This window comes from Streptomyces sp. DH12 (assembly GCF_020873895.1).
Taxonomy (GTDB): Bacteria; Actinomycetota; Actinomycetes; order Streptomycetales; family Streptomycetaceae; genus Streptomyces.
The window spans coordinates 55,571-73,971 of record NZ_JAHWGT010000008.1 but is presented as its reverse complement, the minus strand read 5'-3'; the positions used below and the strand labels follow the sequence as shown (position 1 = coordinate 73,971).

Annotated in this window: 15 protein-coding genes and 2 pseudogenes; 5 read left to right on the top strand and 12 right to left on the bottom strand. The window is 75.9% G+C overall.

What is annotated here, in order from left to right; all coding sequences use genetic code 11:
- Window positions 1-5 precede the first annotated feature (5 nt).
- Window positions 6-1,388, bottom strand: coding sequence for a cytochrome P450 (locus LPA54_RS09435; protein ID WP_228975725.1), 1,383 nt, complete (start codon window positions 1,386-1,388; stop codon window positions 6-8).
- A gap of 273 nt (window positions 1,389-1,661) precedes the next feature.
- On the opposite strand from LPA54_RS09435, the gene LPA54_RS09430 reads away from it, so the two are divergent.
- The gene (locus LPA54_RS09430) at window positions 1,662-1,949 is read left to right on the top strand and encodes a metal-sensitive transcriptional regulator (RefSeq protein WP_228975724.1); all 288 of its coding nucleotides are present in this window, start codon (window positions 1,662-1,664) and stop codon (window positions 1,947-1,949) included.
- A 23-nt stretch (window positions 1,950-1,972) separates the two neighbouring features.
- Here LPA54_RS09430 and LPA54_RS09425 read toward each other — a convergent pair whose 3' ends face one another.
- From LPA54_RS09425 to LPA54_RS09390, 9 genes and pseudogenes are all read right to left on the bottom strand, one after another.
- Window positions 1,973-2,809 (bottom strand): sulfite exporter TauE/SafE family protein, encoded by an 837-nt coding sequence (locus LPA54_RS09425; protein ID WP_228975723.1) that lies wholly within the window; start codon window positions 2,807-2,809, stop codon window positions 1,973-1,975.
- Window positions 2,806-3,087, bottom strand: a pseudogene (locus LPA54_RS42630) (rhodanese-like domain-containing protein); the annotation flags it as partial. The gene LPA54_RS09425 and the pseudogene LPA54_RS42630, both read right to left, overlap by 4 nt.
- Window positions 3,088-3,159: 72 nt before the next feature.
- Window positions 3,160-4,527 (bottom strand): annotated as a pseudogene (locus LPA54_RS09420) (rhodanese-like domain-containing protein); the annotation flags it as partial.
- Between the two features lie 214 nt (window positions 4,528-4,741).
- Window positions 4,742-5,869, bottom strand: a complete 1,128-nt coding sequence (locus LPA54_RS09415) for a selina-4(15),7(11)-diene synthase (protein WP_228975720.1) — start codon at window positions 5,867-5,869, stop codon at window positions 4,742-4,744.
- A gap of 163 nt (window positions 5,870-6,032) precedes the next feature.
- The gene (locus tag LPA54_RS09410) at window positions 6,033-7,469 is read right to left on the bottom strand and encodes a cytochrome P450 (RefSeq protein WP_228975717.1); all 1,437 of its coding nucleotides are present in this window, start codon (window positions 7,467-7,469) and stop codon (window positions 6,033-6,035) included.
- Window positions 7,466-8,116 carry an ATP/GTP-binding protein gene (locus tag LPA54_RS09405; RefSeq protein ID WP_228975715.1) on the bottom strand — a complete coding sequence of 217 codons (651 nt, stop codon included), beginning with the start codon at window positions 8,114-8,116 and terminating at the stop codon, window positions 7,466-7,468. The genes LPA54_RS09410 and LPA54_RS09405 overlap by 4 nt, the downstream gene beginning before the upstream one ends.
- On the bottom strand, window positions 8,097-8,459 hold the full coding sequence (locus LPA54_RS09400; protein WP_228975707.1) for a DUF742 domain-containing protein: 363 nt from the start codon (window positions 8,457-8,459) through the stop codon (window positions 8,097-8,099). Before LPA54_RS09400 ends, LPA54_RS09405 begins: the two co-directional genes overlap by 20 nt.
- Complete coding sequence (locus tag LPA54_RS09395) at window positions 8,456-8,866, bottom strand: roadblock/LC7 domain-containing protein (protein ID WP_058942805.1); 411 nt, start codon at window positions 8,864-8,866, stop codon at window positions 8,456-8,458. The genes LPA54_RS09400 and LPA54_RS09395 overlap by 4 nt, the downstream gene beginning before the upstream one ends.
- The gene (locus LPA54_RS09390; protein WP_228975977.1) at window positions 8,863-10,362 is read right to left on the bottom strand and encodes an ATP-binding protein; all 1,500 of its coding nucleotides are present in this window, start codon (window positions 10,360-10,362) and stop codon (window positions 8,863-8,865) included. Before LPA54_RS09390 ends, LPA54_RS09395 begins: the two co-directional genes overlap by 4 nt.
- Before the next feature lie 386 nt (window positions 10,363-10,748).
- Here LPA54_RS09390 and LPA54_RS09385 point away from each other — a divergent pair, with 386 nt between their 5' ends.
- Window positions 10,749-12,062, top strand: coding sequence for an MFS transporter (locus tag LPA54_RS09385; RefSeq protein WP_228975704.1), 1,314 nt, complete (start codon window positions 10,749-10,751; stop codon window positions 12,060-12,062).
- A 63-nt stretch (window positions 12,063-12,125) separates the two neighbouring features.
- Window positions 12,126-13,319 (top strand): anhydro-N-acetylmuramic acid kinase, encoded by a 1,194-nt coding sequence (locus tag LPA54_RS09380; protein WP_228975701.1) that lies wholly within the window; start codon window positions 12,126-12,128, stop codon window positions 13,317-13,319.
- Between the two features lie 147 nt (window positions 13,320-13,466).
- On the opposite strand, the gene LPA54_RS09375 is transcribed toward LPA54_RS09380, so the two are convergent.
- Entirely contained in the window at window positions 13,467-13,853 is a 387-nt protein-coding gene (locus tag LPA54_RS09375; RefSeq protein ID WP_228975699.1) for a rodlin, read from the bottom strand.
- Window positions 13,854-14,152: 299 nt separating this feature from the next.
- Between LPA54_RS09375 and LPA54_RS09370 the strand changes: the two genes are divergently transcribed.
- Together LPA54_RS09370 and LPA54_RS09365 are read left to right on the top strand one after the other, a co-directional pair.
- Window positions 14,153-15,382 (top strand): cytochrome P450, encoded by a 1,230-nt coding sequence (locus tag LPA54_RS09370; RefSeq protein WP_228975696.1) that lies wholly within the window; start codon window positions 14,153-14,155, stop codon window positions 15,380-15,382.
- A 605-nt stretch (window positions 15,383-15,987) separates the two neighbouring features.
- On the top strand, window positions 15,988-16,911 hold the full coding sequence (locus LPA54_RS09365; protein ID WP_228975693.1) for a S1 family peptidase: 924 nt from the start codon (window positions 15,988-15,990) through the stop codon (window positions 16,909-16,911).
- 110 nt (window positions 16,912-17,021) lie between these two features.
- Here the strand turns inward: LPA54_RS09365 and LPA54_RS09360 are convergent, their stop codons facing one another.
- Entirely contained in the window at window positions 17,022-18,230 is a 1,209-nt protein-coding gene (locus tag LPA54_RS09360) for an ABC transporter substrate-binding protein (RefSeq protein WP_267486935.1), read from the bottom strand.
- Window positions 18,231-18,401: the final 171 nt, after the last annotated feature.

The following is an 18,401-nucleotide window of genomic DNA, read 5'->3' as shown; positions in this document are numbered from 1 at the left end:
CTCGGTCACGTTCGGAGGCGCGAGTGTGACGAGGGCCGCACCCGGCAGCGCAGGGGCACCCTGGAGCAGAGGGTGAGGCCCGTGTCGACCGGCACGTCGTGCGTCTCGGCCTCCAGTTCGTACTCCTGGAGGACCACCGCCAGGGCGAGGGTCGACATCAGCATCGAGAAGTGCTGGCCGATGCAGGCGCGCGGCCCGCCGCCGAAGGGGTACCACGCGTAGCGGTGACGTTTCCTCTCCTGCTCGGGAGTGAACCGTCCCGGGTCGAAGCGCTCCGGGTCGGGCCAGTGGCGGGTGTGGCGGTGGGTGACCCAGGGGGCGACGAAGACGTCGGCGCGGGCCGGGATGACGTGGTCGCCGACCGGGGTGGCGGCGACCGCGCGGCGGCTGACGATCGGGCCGGCCGGGTAGAGCCGCAGGGCCTCCTTGACGACCTGGCCGAGGTACGGCAGCGCCGCCAGGTCCTCCGCCCGCGGGGCGCGGCCGCCGAGGACCCCGCGGACCTCCTCGCGGGCGAGGCGCTGCTCCCGGGGATGGCGGGCCAGCAGGTGCAGGGCGAAGGAGAGCGAGCTGGCGGTGGTCTCGTGCCCGGCGAGCAGGAAGATCAGCACCTGGTCGCGGACCTCCGAGGGGTCGAGGCGGTCGCCGTCCTCGCCGCCGGCCCGGGTGAGCAGGGACAGCAGGTCCTCCTGGGCCGGCGCCCCGTGGTCGCGCCGGCGGGCGATGATGCGGTCGCACTCGGCGTACAGCTCCGCCGCCGCGGCGGCGGCCCGGCGGTTGCCGGGGGTCGGCCACTGGCGCGGGAGGGTGACGGGCGCGTAGGAGCGGCCGAGGACGTAGTCGTTGATGACGGGGAAGCAGCGCGCGATGACGTCGACGGCGGACTCGACGTCGGCGCCGAAGAGGATCCGGGCGACCGAGCGCAGCGTCAGCTCGTTCATCTCGTCGGCGAGGTCGACGGTGGCGCCGGGGGCGTCCCGCCAGGCGCGGGTGAGGGCGGTGGCCTCGGCGGTGAGGGCGTCGGCGTAGCGGTCGACGCGGCGGGGGGTGAACAGCGGCTGGACCAGCCGCCGCTGCCGTAGGTACTCGTCGTCCTGGCTGGTGAGCAGGCCGTTGCCGAAGGACAGGCGCACCTCCTGGTAGAAGGCGTTGTCCTTGCGGAAGTTCGCCGCCGAGGTCGCCAGGACCTGCTGGGCGCCCTCGGCGGAGAACACGGCGTACAGCTCCGAACGCAGTCCCGGCGGCCCGGCGGTGATCCGCACGACGTCGCCGTGGGCGCGGTGGGCTGCCATGAGGGTGCCGAGGAGGTCCCGCTTGAGGTCGAGGAGCGAGCCGACGAGGGGCAGCCCCGACGGGCCGGGGACGCGCGTGCTGGTGCTGGTCGTCATCGGTCTCTCCCTGCGCCGGTCGGAACGGGGGCACGACCCGGTGCGGGCGGCCGCGCACGGGGTGATTCTTCCGCACGAGCCCCGACGCGGGAGCCGTGATCGCGTCAGGGCAGCCGCCCTTTCCGGCCGTTGTGCCCCGCGCGGCGCCGGGGTGCGGGCGCGGCCCTGACGCCCGCCCCGTCCGCCGCCGGGGCGGCGGGGCGGGTACTTTACCCCCAGGGGTATCCGGGGAGTCCGGGGCGTTCGGGGCCCCGGCGCGGTGTTGGAGGGGTCGTGGAGCTGGAACTCGCGGGCGCCGAGCTGAAGTCGGTGCTGAACCGGCTGCGGCGGGCGCAGGGGCAGATCGCCGGGGTGATCCGCATGCTGGAGGAGGGACGCGACTGCGAGGAGGTCGTGACGCAGCTGGCCGCGGCGGCGCGCGCCCTCGACCGGGCGGGCTTCGCGATCATCGCCACGGGCCTCCGGCAGTGCCTGGCGGGGGACGGCGAGGGCGGCGGGCCGGTCGGCGACCGCGAGGAGGCGCGTACCCGGCTGGAGAAGCTCTTCCTCTCCCTGGCCTGAGGGCCGCTCTCCGCCGCCGGCGCTCACCGGAGGCGTACGGCCCCGTCGGCGGCCATGAGCGCGGCCACGGCGAGCAGCGCGCACCCGAAGACCCGGCGCAGAAGGGCGGCCGGGACCCGGGCGGCGAGGCGCCGGCCGTCCCAGGCGGCGAGGACGGCCGCTCCGGTGAAGGGGGCCACGACGCCCCAGTCCACGGGGGCCGCGGTGCCGGCCCGGGCGACGAGCGCGGTCAGCGCGTTGGCGGTGATGACGAGCAGGCTGGTGCCCACGGCCGCGCGCATGCGCAGCCCCACCATGCCGACGAGGGCGGGTACGGCGAGGAAACCGCCCCCGACCCCGAGGAACCCGGTCAGCGCCCCCACCCCGGCCCCGGCCCCGGCGGCCCGCAGCGGGCGGGGCCGCGAACCCGCGCGCGCGGGCCCGCCGCCGGTGGAGGGCCGTCCCTCCGGGGCCTCCACCGGCTCCGGGGCCTCCACCGGCTCCGGGTCCTCCTCCGTCCCGGCGGCGGGGCGCAGCATCCGCACGGCCGCGAGGGCGGCGACGGCGGCGAAGGCCAGGGTGAGGAGCGGCCGCGGCACCCCGTCCGCCAGCGACGCGGTGAGTACGGCCGGTGCCGCACCCGCGGCGGCGAACAGCGCGCCGGCCGTCCACCGCACCCGGCCGTCCCGGGCGTGCCCGTAGAGCGCCGTGGCGGAGGTGACGGCCACGACGACCAGCCCCGCGGTGGTGGCCTCGACGGGGCCGAAGCCGAGCAGGTAGATCAGGGCGGGTGCGGCGAGGACTCCGCCGCCCCCGCCGAGCGCCCCCAGCGCCAGGCCGACGACGGTGCCCGCGGTGAGGGCCAGGACGAGGACGGTCACGCTATCGAGCCGCGGTTCCCGCCCGCGTCGACGACGGGGAGGCCGGCGCCCGCCCAGGCGTGCATGCCGCCCTCGACGTCGACGGCCCGCCGGCCGCGCCGGGTGAGGAGCGCCGCCGCGTGCTGGGAGCGCTGCCCGGAGCGGCAGATCACCACGAGCGGCCGGTCGCGCGCGGCGGCGGGGAGCGGGGCGCCGGAGCGGAGCGCGGAGAGCGGCGCGTGGACCGCCCCGGGGGCGTGGCCGGCCCGCCACTCCGGCTCCTCCCGGACGTCGAGGAGGACCGCCCCGCCGGCGGGCGCCGTCCGGTGGCGGGCCTGACGGGCGGTCACCCGCTCGCAGAGGGGGCGCACCAGGGGCAGTCCGGTGCCGGCGGCGGCGTCGAAGGAGTCGTCGACGGCAACGACGTCGCGGCCCGCCGCGCCGAGCATCGACGCGGCGACGGCGGCGCGCGTCCCGGCCGCGCAGTGCACCCACACCGTCCCGGCGGGGATCTCGCCCTGTCGTGCGCGGAGTAGGTGCAGGGGGATGTGCACCGAGCCCTCGACGTGACCGGCTGCGGCGCGTTCGCGGTCGCGGCGCACGTCGAGGACGACGACGTCCCGCGGGTCGCGGGAGGTGGCCTCGGCGAGGTCGGCGAAGGTGGCGCGGGGGTGGGAGGCGAGGGTCTCGCCGTCCCGTATCCAGCCGGCGGGATCGCCGGTGGCGGCCGCGGCGGGGCGGTCGACGCCGACGCGGACGAGTTCGCGCTGCGCCTCGGCGAGTTGCCGCGGGGTCTCGGCGAGCAGGGTGACGGGGCGCCCCCAGGGGACGAGCCAGGCGAGGCAAGTGGCCAGCTGCCCGTCCGCCTCGATGTTGAACGACCCCGCGACGTGCCCGTCGGCGAAGGCCACGCGGCTGCGCAGGTCCACGACCCACTCCCCCGCCGCGAGACGGGCGGCGATCTCGTCGGCGTCGGCGAGGGCGGGCGGCGTCAGGTCGACGGGGGCGGGGCCGGCGGCGTTCAGGGGGCCCATGTGCGCGTAGTAGGCGGGGACGTCGTCGAGGCCGGCGAGGAGGTCGGCGACGAAGGCGTCCACGTCCTGGGCGGTGAGGGCGGTGTTGCCGGTCCTCTCGGCGCCGATGGTGGACGTCTCGCCGCCGGCGCCGCTCCGCGCGGAGGCGCAGAAGCTGCCGAAGCCGTGCGTGGGCAGGACGGCGGTGTCGTCGGGGAGTTCGGCGGCGAGCCGGTGCGCGGAGGCGTGCTGGGCGCGGGCGAGCCGTTCGGTGAGTCCCGGTTCGACGAGGTCGGGGCGGCCGACGGTGCCGATGAGGAGGGAGCCGCCGGTGAAGGCGGCGACCGGGGTGCCGGAGTCCTCCAGGACGTACGCGGTGTGGTGCGGGGTGTGGCCGGGGGTGGCGATGGCCCGCAGCGCCAGCCCCGTGTCGATCGCGGCGCGGTCGCCGTCGGCCACCGGGACGTGGGCGAAGGAGACCCGCGCGCCGGCGGGGACGAGATAGGCGGCGCCGGTGAGGCGGGCGAGGTCGAGGCCGCCGGTGACGTAGTCGTTGTGGACGTGCGTCTCGACGACGTGCGTGAGGCGGACGCCGCGCGCCGCGACGGCGGCGAGCACCCGGTCGACGTCGCGCGGCGGGTCGACGGCGACCGCCTGCTCCGCCCCTCCCGCCAGGTAGCTGCGGTTGCCCAACCCCTCGGTCCGGATGGTGTCGACGAAGAACACCGGCACACTCCTTTCGGCGTTTCCGGGTCGCGGAACGTACCTGCGGGGGTGTCCGGGCGAGTGTGGCGCGGTACCCCCGGGGGTATCGTTCGCCGGTACGCCGGTACGGCACAAGGGCAGATCGAGCCGTCCGCGCGGTCCGCGGAACCACGCGCAGCGGGAGCGGGCCGGGCCCTGCCGAAGGCCGCCCGGGGTGTCGGCTTCCGCGGCCCGCCTAGCTCTGCGAGGTCTTCCGGGCGGCGTCGCGCGACGACGGGCCGGCTGTCGCGTCGGCTGGGCCCCCGGGGGCCAGGAGGTTCCACCACCAGGAGACGGCCGGGGTGTCGAGGGGTTCGCCGCTGTCGTCCGCGGGGGTGTCGCGGAAGGTGGCGGGCATCGAGGCCGGGTCATCCGGCGTCGTGTACCTGACCGAGCTGACGCCCCAGTCCTGGGCGCCGCGGATGAAGCTGTCGAGGGTGCGCAGGTACTGGCGCAGCTGCGGGCTGCCGTGCGCGGCCAGGTGACGGGTGAGGCGCAGGTACAGGCAGGTGACCCGGTCGCGCTGGGAGATCGCCGCGCGCAGTGCCTGTTGCGGGGTCAGCCCCTCGTGGTGCTGGAGGACCCTGAGCACGTTGAGGTAGTAGCCGGTGGCCCCCCTCTCCTTCCGCTCCTTGTGGTACGAGAGGATGTCGTTGTCCCAGGTGATGACGTAGGACGCCATCTCCGCCGCCGCGCGCACCGCCGTCCGGTCGCGCTCGTGCGGCTGGAGCTCGTAGCCGTGGCCCATCTCCAGCAGGGGCAGGACGACCGAGGTGGCGCCGTCGTAGAGGCGCATCAGCGTGTAGTCGTTGAGGTCGGGGACCGTGCCGGCCCGGCGGTGGGACGCCTCCCAGACCACGGAGAAGAAGTACTCGCGCAGGGCGTCCACCCAGCGGGCCGCCTGGCCGGGGGTGCCGTAGCGGTCGATCCGCAGCCGCAGGTCCCGCAGGCCGGCCGCCAGCGGGTCGTCGAGGAGCAGGGGCGCCTCGGGGTTCTGGGCCACGCGCAGCAGGCGGTGCAGCTCGCCCGCGAGGTCGCCGGGGCGGCGGCCGAGTGCGCCCTCCTCGCAGTGGCCGTCGTCGACGCCGAAGAGCCACAGGACGAAGTCGGCGAGGAGCGACACGACCTCCTCGCGCCCCTCGGGGAGGATGCGGGCGGCGAAGGTGCCGATGGACTGGGAGACGAGCCGTCCGCGCAGCTCGTCGGAGCCTATGCGGAAGGTCTCGGCCCAGGCCGCCGTCTGGACGTCGGCCCGCGCGTGGCACGGGTGGATCGCCGGCGGGATGGGAGAGAAGAGCGGCGGCACTCTCAGACCGGGCCCCACTGCGGCCTCCTCTCGTCGCGGTGCGACGTGTCGTTCCGGCGCGACGAAGCGTCAAAAAGACGCCATCCGCGCCTGAATCTGATCAACTACGGCGCATAGTAGCCAGCTGTCGTCACCGTTCCCACCGGGACGATCACCCCCGACCCGGACATGTCACCCGACTTCAGTCAGCGGAGCGGAAGAAAGCGCTCCACCGGCTCCTCCGGGCGGGCGCCGGGGCCCGCGGCGCGTCCGCAGCGCCCGACGGCGGACCGGGCACCTGCGCGGGCAGCGGTCCGGGCACGGTCGACGCGAAGTCCTTCGGCGCGCCCGCCCCGCTCGGCACCGCCGCGGAGGCGGGCGGCGTGAACTCCACCGGCAGGGCCGCGAGCCGCTTGGACAACCACGAGGCCGACCAGCGTAGTTCGCCCTCGGGCACGGCGAGCCGCAGGTCGGGCAAGCGGGAGAGCAGCGTGTCCACCCCGGTGTCGGCGATGGCGCGGCCGATGTCCTGGCCGGGGCACTCGTGCGGCCCGCTGCTGAAGGAAAGGTGGGCCCGGTTGCCGAGCAGCGGGCGGTCGAGGTCGGGGCGGATCTCGGGGTCGACGTTGCCGGCGGCGAGCCCCAGCAGCAGCATGTCCCCCGCCCGGATCCGCTGCCCGCCGAGCACGGTGTCCCCGGTGGCCCAGCGGCCGGTGATCGCCGACAGCGGCGGGTCGTCCCACAGGACCTGCTCCAGCGCGTCCGGCAGCGTCATGTGGCCGCCGGCCAGGTTCGCGCGGAAGCGGCGGTCGGTGAGGACCAGCCGCAGCGTGTTGGCCATGAGGTTGACGGTGGTCTCGTTGGCGGAGATCAGTACGAGCCGCAGGTGCTCCAGGACCTCGTCGTCCGTGAGGCCGGCCTCGTGGCCGATGAGCCGGCTGGCGAAGTCCTGCCCGGGGTCGGCCTTCTTGCGCTCCATGAGCGTCCGCAGCGTCCCGACGACGAACTCGTTGCTGGCGACGGCCGTCTCGGTGCCCTTCATCAGGTCGAGGGTGGCGTCGACGAGGTGCGGCCCGTACTCCTCGGGCATGCCGAACAGCTGGGTCATCACCAGCATCGGCAGTTTCTCCGCGAAGTCCTCGATGAGGTCGGCCCGGCCCTCCGCCGCGAACCCGTCGACGAGCTGGTCCGTGTAGCGGATGACGTAGCGGCGGACGCCGCGGCGGTCGAACTGCTCCAGGCCGTCGCGGACGGCCGACCGCAGGCGCTCGTGCTCGGCCCCGTCGGTGAAGACGCACAGCGGCTGCCACTCGACCATGGGGCGCAGCGGCGAGTCGGCGGGGACCCGCCCCTCCTCGAACATCCGCCACAGCCGCGAGTCGTTGGAGAACCGCGACGGCGACCGCATGACCTCCAGGTTCTCCCGGTGGCCGAGGACGATCCAGGCGGGCAGGTCGCCGTGGAGCAGGACCGGGGCGACCGGGCCGTGGCGGCGGCGCAGTTCCTCGTACAAGGCCCGCGGGTCGCGTTCAGCCTCGGGACCGTGGATGCGGCGGGGGGTACCGGCCCCGAGGGCGTGCGCGGGGCAGCCGGGAGGCGGGGTCAGGCCGGCGGCCGGGTCGGGCCCGTGGGTGGTCATGACGCCTCCTGGGTCATGGCGAGGGTCTGGAGGTAGCGCATCAACGTCATCAGGACGTCCCGGCTCGAACCGCGCTCCCGGGCGTCGACGGGCACGATCGGCACGGACGCGGGCAGGTCCAGGGCGGTGCGCAGATCCTCGAGCGGGTAGGCCGGCGCGTCGGGGAAGGTGTTCACGGCGACCACGAACGGCACACGCCGCTCCTCCAGGCGGCCGAGCACGTCGAAGCTCACCTCCAGGCGGCGGGTGTCGACGAGGACGACCGCGCCGAGCGCTCCCTCGAACAGTCCCCGCCACAGGAACCAGAAGCGCTCCTGGCCGGGCGTGCCGAAGAGGTAGAGGACCAGCTCGTGGTTGATGCTGATCCGGCCGAAGTCCATGGCCACGGTCGTCGAGGTCTTGCCGTCGACGCCGGAGGTGTCGTCGACGCCGACCCCGGCCTGCGTCATCGTCTCCTCGGTGGTGAGGGGGCGGATCTCGCTGACGGAGCCGACGAAGGTGGTCTTGCCGACGCCGAACCCGCCCACGATCACCACCTTGACGGCGGTGGTGGCCGTCTCCGGCAGCACGTCCTCGGTGCGCGGTCCCCGCACCGCGCCCTCGCCGTGCTGCTCGGAGCCGGGCTGCTCAGAGCTTCTGTAGTCCATCGATCACTGCCTCAATCAACGCGCGGTCGGGGAGTCGGGCGGGTGGGACGGGGGCGCGGGCGACGATGCGGTTGTCGGCGAGGAGGTCGCCGAGCAGCACCGTGACGACGCTGACCGGGAGGCCCAGGTAGGCGGAGACCTCCGCCACCGACAGCGGCGACTGGCACAGTCGCACGATCGCCGCGTGTTCGGGCTGCATCCCGGGCTTCGCCCCGGACTTCGCCACGATGAGCGTGACGAGGTCCAGTTCGGCGGGCGCCGACCCGCCGCTGCGTCCCCCCGTGATCACGTAGAGCCGCTCGGGACTGGCTTCCTCCCAGTCACCGCCGCCCGCGTCACTCACCTGGCGCCCTGCCCGTCCTGGCGCGGCGGGCTGCTCAGGTGCTCCCCGATCCGCAGGACCAGGTCCCTCATGCGCTGGCCCATCAGCCCGGCGTCGACGCCCTCGCCGGCGAGCACGGCCAGGTACGCGCCGACGCCCGCGGCCATCAGGTAGAAGAAGCCGCCGTCCATCTCGATCACGACGAGCCGCATGCGCCCGTCGCTGTGCGGCAGTTCCGAGGCGACGGCGCCGGCGAGCGACTGGAGGCCGGCGCAGGCCGCGGCCAGCCGGTCGGCGGTGTCGTCGTCGGTGCCGTACTGGGCCATGCGCAGACCGTCGGCGGAGAGCACGACCACGTGTCGGGTTTGCGGCACGCCTTCCGCGAGGTCCTTGAGCATCCAGTCCATATTGGCCTGCTGCTTGATCATTGCTGCGAGTTCCCCTTGCTTGCGTCGTTGGGCTCCCCGGTCAGGCCGCTCTGGAAGGCGGCCAGCCACATCCCGGGCTGCACCTGAGGTGACGGCTCCTGGTCGGGAGCCGGGGTCGCGGGCGTCGGCGACGCCTGCCCCGAGGGTGCGGCCGGTGCGGCGGCCGCGGACTGCGGCGGCTCGGCGAGCGGTTGCCTGCGGCGCCGCTGCGGCAGGCCGTTCGGGGCCCGCTCGACGACCGGCGGGGCCTCGCCGTCCGCCGCCGGTCCGGTCGCGGGACGCTCCGCGCGGGCCGGGAGGGGGGCGGAGGCGGCGGGGACGGCCGGGACGGCGGTGCGGGGCACGGAGGAGGCGCCGATGCCGTGGGCGAGGCCGGAGGCCGCGGCGACGGTGGTGATCAGCTCCTGCGGCACGACGACGACCGCCCGGACGCCGCCGTAGGCGGAGGAGCGCAGGGACACCTGGAAGCCGTACGCCTGCGCCAGCCGGCCGACGACGGCGAGGCCGAGGCGGGGGGTCTCGCCCAGGTCGTTGAGGTCGATGCCCTGCTGGGCCTGGCGCAGCATCCGCTCGGCGCGCTTGCGGGCCTCCTCGCTCATGGAGACGCCGCCGTCCTCGATCTCGACGGCGATGCCGGACTGCACGTCGACGGCGGTCAGGTGGACCTTCGTCTGCGGCGGCGAGTAGCGGGTGGCGTTGTCGAGCAGTTCGGCCAGCGCGTGGATGAGGGGCTCGACGGCGGGACCGGTGACGGCGACCTCGGTGACGGAGTGCAGCTCGACTCGCTGGTAGTCGATGATCCGCGACATGGCGCCGCGCAGCACGCTGTACAGGGGGACGGCACGGCTCCACTGGCGGCCCGGGCGGGCGCCGCCGAGGACGGCGATCGAGTCGGCGAGACGGCCGATCAGGGCGGTGCCGTGGTCGATGCGGAGCAGGTCGCCGAAGACCTCGGGGCGGTTGCCGTGCCGGTCCTCCATCTCCCGCAGCTCCTGGGCCTGCTGGTGCACGATCGCCTGGACGCGGCGGGCGATGTTGACGAAGGCGCGCTGCGCGGACTCGCGCAGGTCCTCCTCGGCGACGACGGCGTCGACGACGACGCGGACGACGGCCTGGTGCTCGTCGGGGGCCGTGAGCGCGCCGAGGACGTCCTCGGGGAAGTCGCCCTGGCGCAGCCGCCGGACGGCGTCCGGCAGCAGCGTGCCCGCCAGGTGGGCGGTCTCGGCGTGCCGCCGGGCCAGGGCGGTGTCCCGGGCGGCGACCGTACGGCGCAGTTCCTCGATCACCCGTCCCCGGCGTGCGACCTCGGCGCCGAGCAGGGCCAGCGCGAGCGCGGACACCACCCCGCAGGCCGCCACCGGCCCCCGTGCGGCGGTCGGCACCAGGGCCACGGCGACCCCGGTGGCGACGGCGATCAGAGCGGCGGGCAGCAGCCACACGAAAGATGCCGCGGACCGCGGGCTTCCACTTCCGGGCGACGATTCCTCGCGGACCATCAGCACCCTCAAACCCATCGACGAGAAAGATCAATGACGACGATCGCCGAGCATAGCCCTTTCGAGTGAGCGCTCTTGACGCAGGGTCACGTAATGGCCCGATGTTTGCCCAAGGTTCCGCTTCCGGTGAGTCCGGGGCGGTGAACGGGACTTGATCCCCGTTGGCGAGGTTCTCCCCCGCCTCCGCCCGGCGCCCGCGCGTGCCCGGCTCTCCTTCACGCGCCGCGACGCCCGCCCCGTCCGGCGCGCGCCGGACGCCCGTACGCGGGGCGGCGGTACTCCCCCGGCCGTCGGGGTGGCACCGCGGCCGCGCGGACCCGGCCGGGGCAACGCGCCGACCTTCCGGTTGCTCCCGTGAACACCGCGCCGCGTGGCAGGCTCGGTCCATGACCACGTCCGTGCGGGACCCGGCGGGGACCCCCGGGGCGGCGCGCCCCACCCGGGCCCTCGTCGCCGGGTCGGTGGGCAACTTCATCGAGTGGTACGAGTTCGGCGTCTACGGGTACCTCGCGACGGTCGTCGCCCGGAACTTCTTCACCCCGGACGGCGGGGACGGGGCCGAGGCGCTCGTCCGCACCTACGCGGCGTTCGCGCTGGCCTTCTTCTTCCGCCCCGTGGGCGCCCTCCTCTTCGGCCGGCTCGGCGACCGGATCGGGCGGCGGCCGACGCTCGTCCTGGTGCTCTCGCTGATGACGGCGGCGACGACCCTCATCAGGCTGCTGCCCACGTACGCCGTCGCCGGAGCCGCCGCTCCCTGGCTGCTGACGGCGCTGCGGGTCGTGCAGGGCCTGTCGGCGGGCGGCGAGTTCGGAGGCGCGGTCGCGGTACTGACCGAGTCGGCGCCACCCGGGCGGCGCGGCCTGTACGGGGCCTGGCAGTCGTTCACGGTGGCGCTCGGGCTGCTCGCCGGGGCCGGCGCCGCCGCCCTCGTCGCGACGGCGCTGACCGGCCCGCAGGTCGAGGCGTGGGGGTGGCGGCTGCCGTTCCTCATGGCGCTGCCCCTGGGGCTGGCCGCGCTGTGGCTGCGGCTGGCGCTGGAGGAGACGCCGGCGTTCCGCCGGGCCAGCGCCGCCGCTCCGGCGGCGCGGGCCGCCGCCTCCGCGCGGGAGTCGGCCGCGGCGGTGGTACTCGGCGCGGGGCGGCTGATGGCGTGGTCGGCGGCCGGCTACACCTTCCTCGTGGTGCTGCCCTCCTACCTCCAGGCGTCGCTCGGCGCGAGCCTGCGAGAGGCGCTGGCCGCGACCGTCGTCGCCAACCTCGGCTTCGCCGCGGCGATCCTGCCGGCCGGCGCGTTGAGCGACCGGGTCGGCCGGCGGGCGGTGATGGTGAGCGGCGCGCTCCTGGCGGCGGTGGTGGCCCTGCCGCTGCTGCGCCTGCTCCAGGACCCGGCCGCACCGCCGTGGGCGAAGGGCGCCGGGGTCGCGGCCGCCGGGGCCGTCGTGGGGCTGATGGCCGGGCCCGGCCCGGCCATGCTCGCCGAGATGTTCCCCACCCGGGTCCGCCACACGGGGCTCGGGGTGACGTACGCGCTGGCCAACGCGGTCTTCTCGGGCTGCGCCGGACTGCTCGTCACCGAACTGGCCCGGCGGACGGGAAGCCCCGACATCCCCGCCTACTACGTCATCGCCTGCTGCGCCGTCGGCACGCTCGCCCTGGCCACGCTGCGGGGCGACGACCACCGGCACGCGCTGCGGGAGTGACCGCACTGCCGGCCGGTCGGGGCCGGCGCGCCGGGGGGCCGGAGCACAGGGAAGGCGGAGGTCATGCGGGTCATCGGGATGATGTCGGGCACCTCGTACGACGCGGTCGACGCGGCCGCCGCGGAGCTGACGCTCACCGGGGACACCCTCGCGCTGCGGCCGCTGGGCCTGGTCAGCGCCGGCTACCCGCCCGCGCTGCGCGCGGCACTGGCCGCCGCGCTGCCCCCGGCCGCGACGACGCTGCACGAGGTGTGCCGGCTGGACACCGGCGTCGGCCGGGCCTTCGCCGAGGTGGCCGTACGGGCCGACCGGGAGCTGTGCGGCGGGCGCGCCGACCTCGTCGTCTCCCACGGCCAGACCGTCTACCACTGGGTGGAGGGCGGCCGCGTCCACGGCACGCTGCAACTGGGGGCGCCGGCCTGGATCGCCGAGGCGACCGGCCGAACGGTCGTCTCCGACCTGCGCACCCGGGACGTCGCCGCGGGCGGCCAGGGCGCGCCGCTGGTGAGCCTGGTGGACGTGCTGTGGCTGAGCGGCCGCCCGGGCCGGCCGGTCGCACTGAACCTGGGCGGCATCGCCAACGTCACCGTCGCGGCGGGCCCGGCGGGCCCGGCGGGGCCGGTCGCCTTCGACACCGGCCCGGGCAACGCCCTCGTCGACGCGGCCGTGCGGCTCGTCACGGACGGCGCGCGCGACATCGACGAGGACGGCGCGCTCGGCGCGCGGGGCAGGGTGGACCCGGCCCTGCTGCGGCGGCTGCTCGCCGAGCCGTACTACGCGGCGCCGGCGCCGAAGACCACCGGCAAGGAGCTGTTCCACGCGGAGTACCTGCGGGCGGCGCTCACGGCGCACGGCGCCCCGGTCGCGGCCGCGGACCTGGTCGCCACGGTCACCCGGCTCACCGCCGAGACGGTCGCGGGGGCGGTGCGCGGCCTCGGCGGCACCGAGGTCGTCGCGTCCGGCGGCGGCGTGCGCAACCCGACGCTCACGGCGATGCTGCGGGCCGCGCTGGGGCGGATCCCGCTGCGCGTCTCCGACGAGCTGGGGCTGCCCGCGGCGGCCAAGGAGGCGTACGCCTTCGCCGTGCTGGGCTTCCTCACGGTCCTGGGCCTGCCCGGCACGCTGCCGGGGTGCACCGGTGCCCGCGGTGCGCGGGTCCTCGGTTCGCTCACCCCCGGGGCGGGCGGCCTGCGGCTGCCGGAGCCGGCCGCGGCGGCACCGGTACGGCTGGACGTCCTGCCGCCCCCGTGGCCCTAGGGGGTGTCCGGTCCGGGTCCCGCCGGGCGCGGTGCGCGCCCGGCGCCGCCGTGGGGCGTGCCGCCGCCGTCGGCGTGCGCCGGTTCGCGACCGCGCACGCCGACGGGCCGGCCGGGAGGTCCCGGCCGGCCCGTCGCGGGGCGCGCGTCAGCGGACGGAGGCGGAGCCGTTCTCCGAGAGGACGTTGCCGAGGAGGTGCGACAGGGCGCTGTCGCCCTTGACCGCCGTCGAGTTCTCCGCGCACTGCTGGTTCTGGTCGTCGTTCGCCAGGTCCTGCACGCCGACGTTGAGGAGCAGGATGTTCTGCACGTCGGCCGCGACGGGCACGCCGGCGCACAGTTTGTTCAGGGAGCCTTGGACGAGGCCCAGCTGCGGGCTCGCCGTGCCGCCGGTGACGGTGTTGCCGTACACCTGCTGGGAGTGGTTGCCGTTCTGCGTGTCGACGGAGTGGTCGCCGACGGCGAAGGCCGCCGGCGACCAGAGACCGAGGGCGGCTGCGGCGACGCTCGCGGTGGCAACGACCTTCTTGATCATATTTTTTCCTTCTCGTCAGGGGCCGGATCCCGGGCCGCCTTGCTAACCCGGGGCCCCGGGGCCCGTCACGCTCCGGGGGCGCTGACGTGGCCGGATTCACCCGTTCGTCTCCGGTTCGGGGCCGGGTCCCGGGGCCGTGCGGCCGAGGGCCGTCGGTCCGGGCGGCCGGGGGCGGACCGTCCGGAGTAGTCCAGCGGGTGGTCCGCGCGGGTGGGGCCGAAGGTGAGGGAGGGGGCGCCCGGACACCGCCGGGGAGCGCCGTCGGGAACCACCGTCAGTCAGGAAACGGAGACACGCGCGTGATCGAGGACACCGTCGCACCACCGCCCCTGGAACCGCCGCCCGTGCGGTCCTGGCCGGCGCTCGACCTCAAGGCCACCGATTTCGACCCGGTGCTCGAAGAGCTGATGCGGGAGCGGCCGGTGAGCCGGATCCAGCTGCCGCACGGCGAGGGCTGGGCCTGGCTGGTGACCCGGTACGAGGACGTGAAGGCGGTCGTGAACGACCCGCGCTTCAGCCGCGCGCCGGTGCCGGACATGGCGGTCACGCGGGTCGCCCCGCACTTCAAGCCGAAGCCCGGGTCGCTGGCCTTCGCCGAGCCGCCGGACCACAACCGGCTGCGCCGCGCCGTCGCACCGGCGTTCTCCGCGCGCGGTGTGGAGCGGCTGCGGGAGCGGGCGCGGGAGATGCTCGACGAGCTGGTGGCCGGCATGCTGCGCGACGGGCCCCCGGCGGACCTGGTCGAGCGGGTGCTGGGCCCGTTCCCCACGGCGGTGATCTGCGAGCTGATGGGCGTGCCGGACGGCGACCGGGAGCGGATGAGCGGCTGGGTGGACGACATCCTGTTCACCGCGAAGGGCGCCGCGGCGACGGGCCGGGCCAAGGACGAGATGTACGGGTGGTTCGCCCGGGAGATCGCGGCTCGCAGGGCGGCCCCGGGGTCCGGTGAGGACATCCTGTCGCTCCTGGGCGCGGCCGTCGCCGCCGGCGACATCACCGAGGAGGAGGCGGTGGGGCTCGTCGGCCCCGTGCAGATCGGCGGGGAGGCCGTCACCAACAACTGCGGCAACATGCTCTACCTGCTGCTGACCCGGCCGCGGCTGCGGGAGCGGCTGCGCGAGGAGCCGGAGGCGCGGCCCCGGGCGCTGGACGAGCTGCTGCGGTACATCCCGCACCGCTCGTCGGTGGGACTGGCGCGGATCGCGCTGGAGGACGTGGAGCTGCGGGGCATGCGGATCGCGGCGGGGGACGCGGTGTACGTGTCGTACCTGGCGGCCAACCGCGACCCGGAGGTCTTCCCCGACCCGGAGCGGATCGACGTGGACCGCTCACCCAACCCGCATGTGTCGTTCGGGCACGGGCCGCACTTCTGCACCGGGGCACTGCTGGCGCGGATGGAGATCGAGCTGCTGGTCGAGGCGTTCCTGGACCGGCTGCCGGACCTGCGCCTCGCGGTGCCCGCCGAGCGGGTGCCGTGGCGGCGCAGCGCGCTGATCCGGGGTCCGCAGGCGCTGCCCGTCACGTGGTGACGGCGTGTCCGCCGGTCCGGTTCCGGTCCCCGGTGGCCGAGGGTCGGAATCCGGACAGGGGCCGTCCCGGGCGAACGGGCGTGATTGACGCATAAGGGCGAGGCGCGTGGGACCGTTCCCACGGAGCCCGGACGGGTCCCGGCCCGGGCTCCCGCCACCCGGCGCGGGGCGGGCAGCGGGCGCGGGCGGCCGGTCCGCCGGGCCGGTGCGGCGCGGCCGGGTGAACGAAGGGTGACGGGCCGTCCGTTCAACGCTGAACAGCGCGAACGGTCGGCCCGCCCCGTCCCCCGGCCCGGGCGTCCGCCCCGCGCCGGGGGCCGCCGCCGCGTCCCTCGACCGCCGTGCGCCCGGGCGGCGCCGGGCGGTCGGGCCGCACCGGGCGCGGCGACGGCGTGTCATGGCGAAACCGGTCGTTCGACGCCCGTATCGCCGGGACGCGCGTAGCGCGACCGAAAGCCGGTCTTGTCGGGAGGGTGAACCGGACGCCACGATTCCCGGGTCACCACTTGTCAGGCACATGACCTCCTCGGGAACCGCCGGGGCGGGCACTGCCTGGCGGGCCCGTCCACCCAGCGGGCCTCACTCATCCCCCACCGGAGGACGCAGTGAACGTCAAGCGCTTCACCCCCCGCGGCGGTCTCGCGAGAGGCGCCCGGCTGACCGCCGTCGCCGCCGCCCTGGTCACCGCCACCGCGCTCGCCGCCCCGAGCGCCGGGGCGCAGACCGCCGAGGCCACCCGGGCGACCACCGCCGAACTCGCCCAGGTCAGCGAGGCCGTCCTGGACGCCGACGTGCCCGGCACCGCCTGGTACACGGACGCCAAGTCCGGCAAGCTGGTCATCACCGCCGACTCCACCGTCTCGGCTGCCGAGCTGGCCGAGCTGCGGAAGGCCGCGGGCGACCGCGCCGGCGCCCTGGAGATCAAGCGCACGCCCGGCAAGTTCAACAAGCTCATCGCCGGCGGCCAGGCCATCTACGCGGCGGGCGGCGGCCGGTGTTCGCTGGGCTTCAACGTCCGCAACAGCAGCGGCGCCACCTTCGCCCTCACGGCCGGCCACTGCACCGAGATAGCCAGCACCTGGTACACGAACTCCGGGCAGACGGCCCTGCTCGGCTCGCGGACCGGCTCCAGCTTCCCCGTGAACGACTACGGCATCATCCGCCACTCCAACTCCGCCGCCGCCGACGGCCGGGTCTCCCTGTACAACGGCAGCTACCGGGACATCACCGGCGCCGCCAACGCGACCGTCGGCCAGACGGTCCAGCGCAGCGGCTCCACCACCGGCCTGCACAGCGGCCGCGTCACCGGCCTCAACGCCACGGTCAACTACGGCGGCGGCGACGTCGTCTACGGCATGATCCAGACCAACGTCTGCGCCGAGCCCGGCGACAGCGGCGGCGCCCTGTTCTCCGGCTCGACCGCCCTCGGCCTGACCTCCGGCGGCAGCGGCAACTGCCGCACGGGCGGCACCACGTTCTTCCAGCCCGTCACCGAGGCCCTGAGCGCCTACGGCGTGAGCATCATCTGATCTCCCGTCCCACCCCGGCCGGCGGTCCGCTCCCTGCGGGCCGCCGGCCTCGCGCGTGCGGCCGGGCGCGCGGTCTCGCGCCTACGGCCTCGCGCGGCATCAGCCGGCCGTCAGCCGGCCGTCAGCGGGAGCAGGTCGGCGGTGGCCGGCAGGCCCTCGACCCGGCGGTTCGTCACCACGGCCAGCTCGTAGGGGTGGCGGGTGCCGGGCTGCCACTGGCCGCCCGCGAGGCGGATCGTGGCGACGTTGGGCACCGGCCCGGCCGTCCAGTCGAGGGGGCCCGCGACCGTCTCCAGCCGGGTCCGGCCGACGGCCGCCGCGACGGCCGCCGGATCACCCGGGTCGTCGGCGGTGGCGAGCGCGTGGCGGGCCACCTCGAACAGCGCGTACGCCAGCCCCAGGGGCTGGAGCCACTGGCCCCCGGTCGCCTGCTCGTACGCCTCGGCCAGCTCCGCCGCCGTCGTGCCGTCGAGCGACGACCGGTAGGGGTGGGCGGGCGTCCAGTACACGAGGGTCGCCACCCGGTCCTGGGCCGGCCGGTCGCCGCCGCCCGTGGTCGTGGGCGGGTAGGCCAGCCAGCGCGAACAGGTGATCATCCGCGGCTGCGGGCCCCGCCGCGCCACCGCCGCGCGGAAGACGGCCAGGTCGCGGGCGGTGGCGGCGCTGGTCACGATGTCGGCGTCCGCCGCGCGGAAGGCGTCGACCAGCCCGTCGAGGCCGTCCGCCGGTTCGCGGTAGCCGCCGGGGTCGACCAGCCGGTGGCCGCGGGCCCGGGCCGCCGGGGCGAAGCCCCGCTCGGCGTCGCGCGACCAGGTCCCCTGCGGGCCGTCGTTCCACAGGCACCCGACCGTCCGGCCCGGTCCCGCGGCGTGCTCCCACAGGTCGGCGAAGGTCTCGGCGATGTCGTCGAGGCCCCAGCAGAAGTGGTACGTCCACCGGAACGGCCGCCGCCCGTGGGCGTCCCGGCCGTAGTAGTACACCTGCCAGGGGAAGGTGGACGACAGGCACGGCACGCCGGCGCGCTCGCAGGCGTCGGCGACGGCGGGCAGGACCTCCGTGCCGGCGAGGGTCAGGACGATCCGCGCGTCCTCCTCGACGACCAGCTCCCGCACCGCCTGCCTGGCCCCCTCGGCCGTGGAGCGGCTGTCCCGCGCGACCAGCCGCACCGGGTGCCGGCGACCGCCGTTGCGCACCCCTTCCCGCTCCAGCATCGGCCGCAGCAGGTCCAGGGCGAACGCCAGCGGGTCCCCCAGCCGCGCGAGGCGCCCCGAACGGGCCACCACCACCCCCACCGTCAGTTCCCGTCCCTGTTCCGCCATGCCCGCTCCGATCCGTGGTGCCGTGGTGCCGTCCGCGCGGCCGCACACCCGTGGGTGCCCGTGGTCTCCGCGGTGTCCGTCGCGTCCGCCTCGTCAAGTGGTGTCCGCCGGTGACAACGCCGGGGCGGGTGGGAGGTCACGCGTCGGCCGCCGCCGGGGCGGCGGGCCGTC

What these genes read in the sequence shown, in the direction of transcription:
- LPA54_RS09435 (WP_228975725.1), bottom strand. Translation starts at nt 1,388, where the DNA reads ATGACGACCAGCACCAGCACGCGCGTCCCCGGCCCGTCGGGGCTGCCC.
- LPA54_RS09410 (WP_228975717.1), bottom strand. Translation starts at nt 7,469, where the DNA reads ATGACCACCCACGGGCCCGACCCGGCCGCCGGCCTGACCCCGCCTCCC.
- LPA54_RS09405 (WP_228975715.1), bottom strand. Translation starts at nt 8,116, where the DNA reads ATGGACTACAGAAGCTCTGAGCAGCCCGGCTCCGAGCAGCACGGCGAG.
- LPA54_RS09395 (WP_058942805.1), bottom strand. Translation starts at nt 8,866, where the DNA reads ATGATCAAGCAGCAGGCCAATATGGACTGGATGCTCAAGGACCTCGCG.
- LPA54_RS09390 (WP_228975977.1), bottom strand. Translation starts at nt 10,362, where the DNA reads ATGGTCCGCGAGGAATCGTCGCCCGGAAGTGGAAGCCCGCGGTCCGCG.
- LPA54_RS09385 (WP_228975704.1), top strand. Translation starts at nt 10,749, where the DNA reads ATGACCACGTCCGTGCGGGACCCGGCGGGGACCCCCGGGGCGGCGCGC.
- LPA54_RS09380 (WP_228975701.1), top strand. Translation starts at nt 12,126, where the DNA reads ATGCGGGTCATCGGGATGATGTCGGGCACCTCGTACGACGCGGTCGAC.
- LPA54_RS09375 (WP_228975699.1), bottom strand. Translation starts at nt 13,853, where the DNA reads ATGATCAAGAAGGTCGTTGCCACCGCGAGCGTCGCCGCAGCCGCCCTC.
- LPA54_RS09360 (WP_267486935.1), bottom strand. Translation starts at nt 18,230, where the DNA reads ATGGCGGAACAGGGACGGGAACTGACGGTGGGGGTGGTGGTGGCCCGT.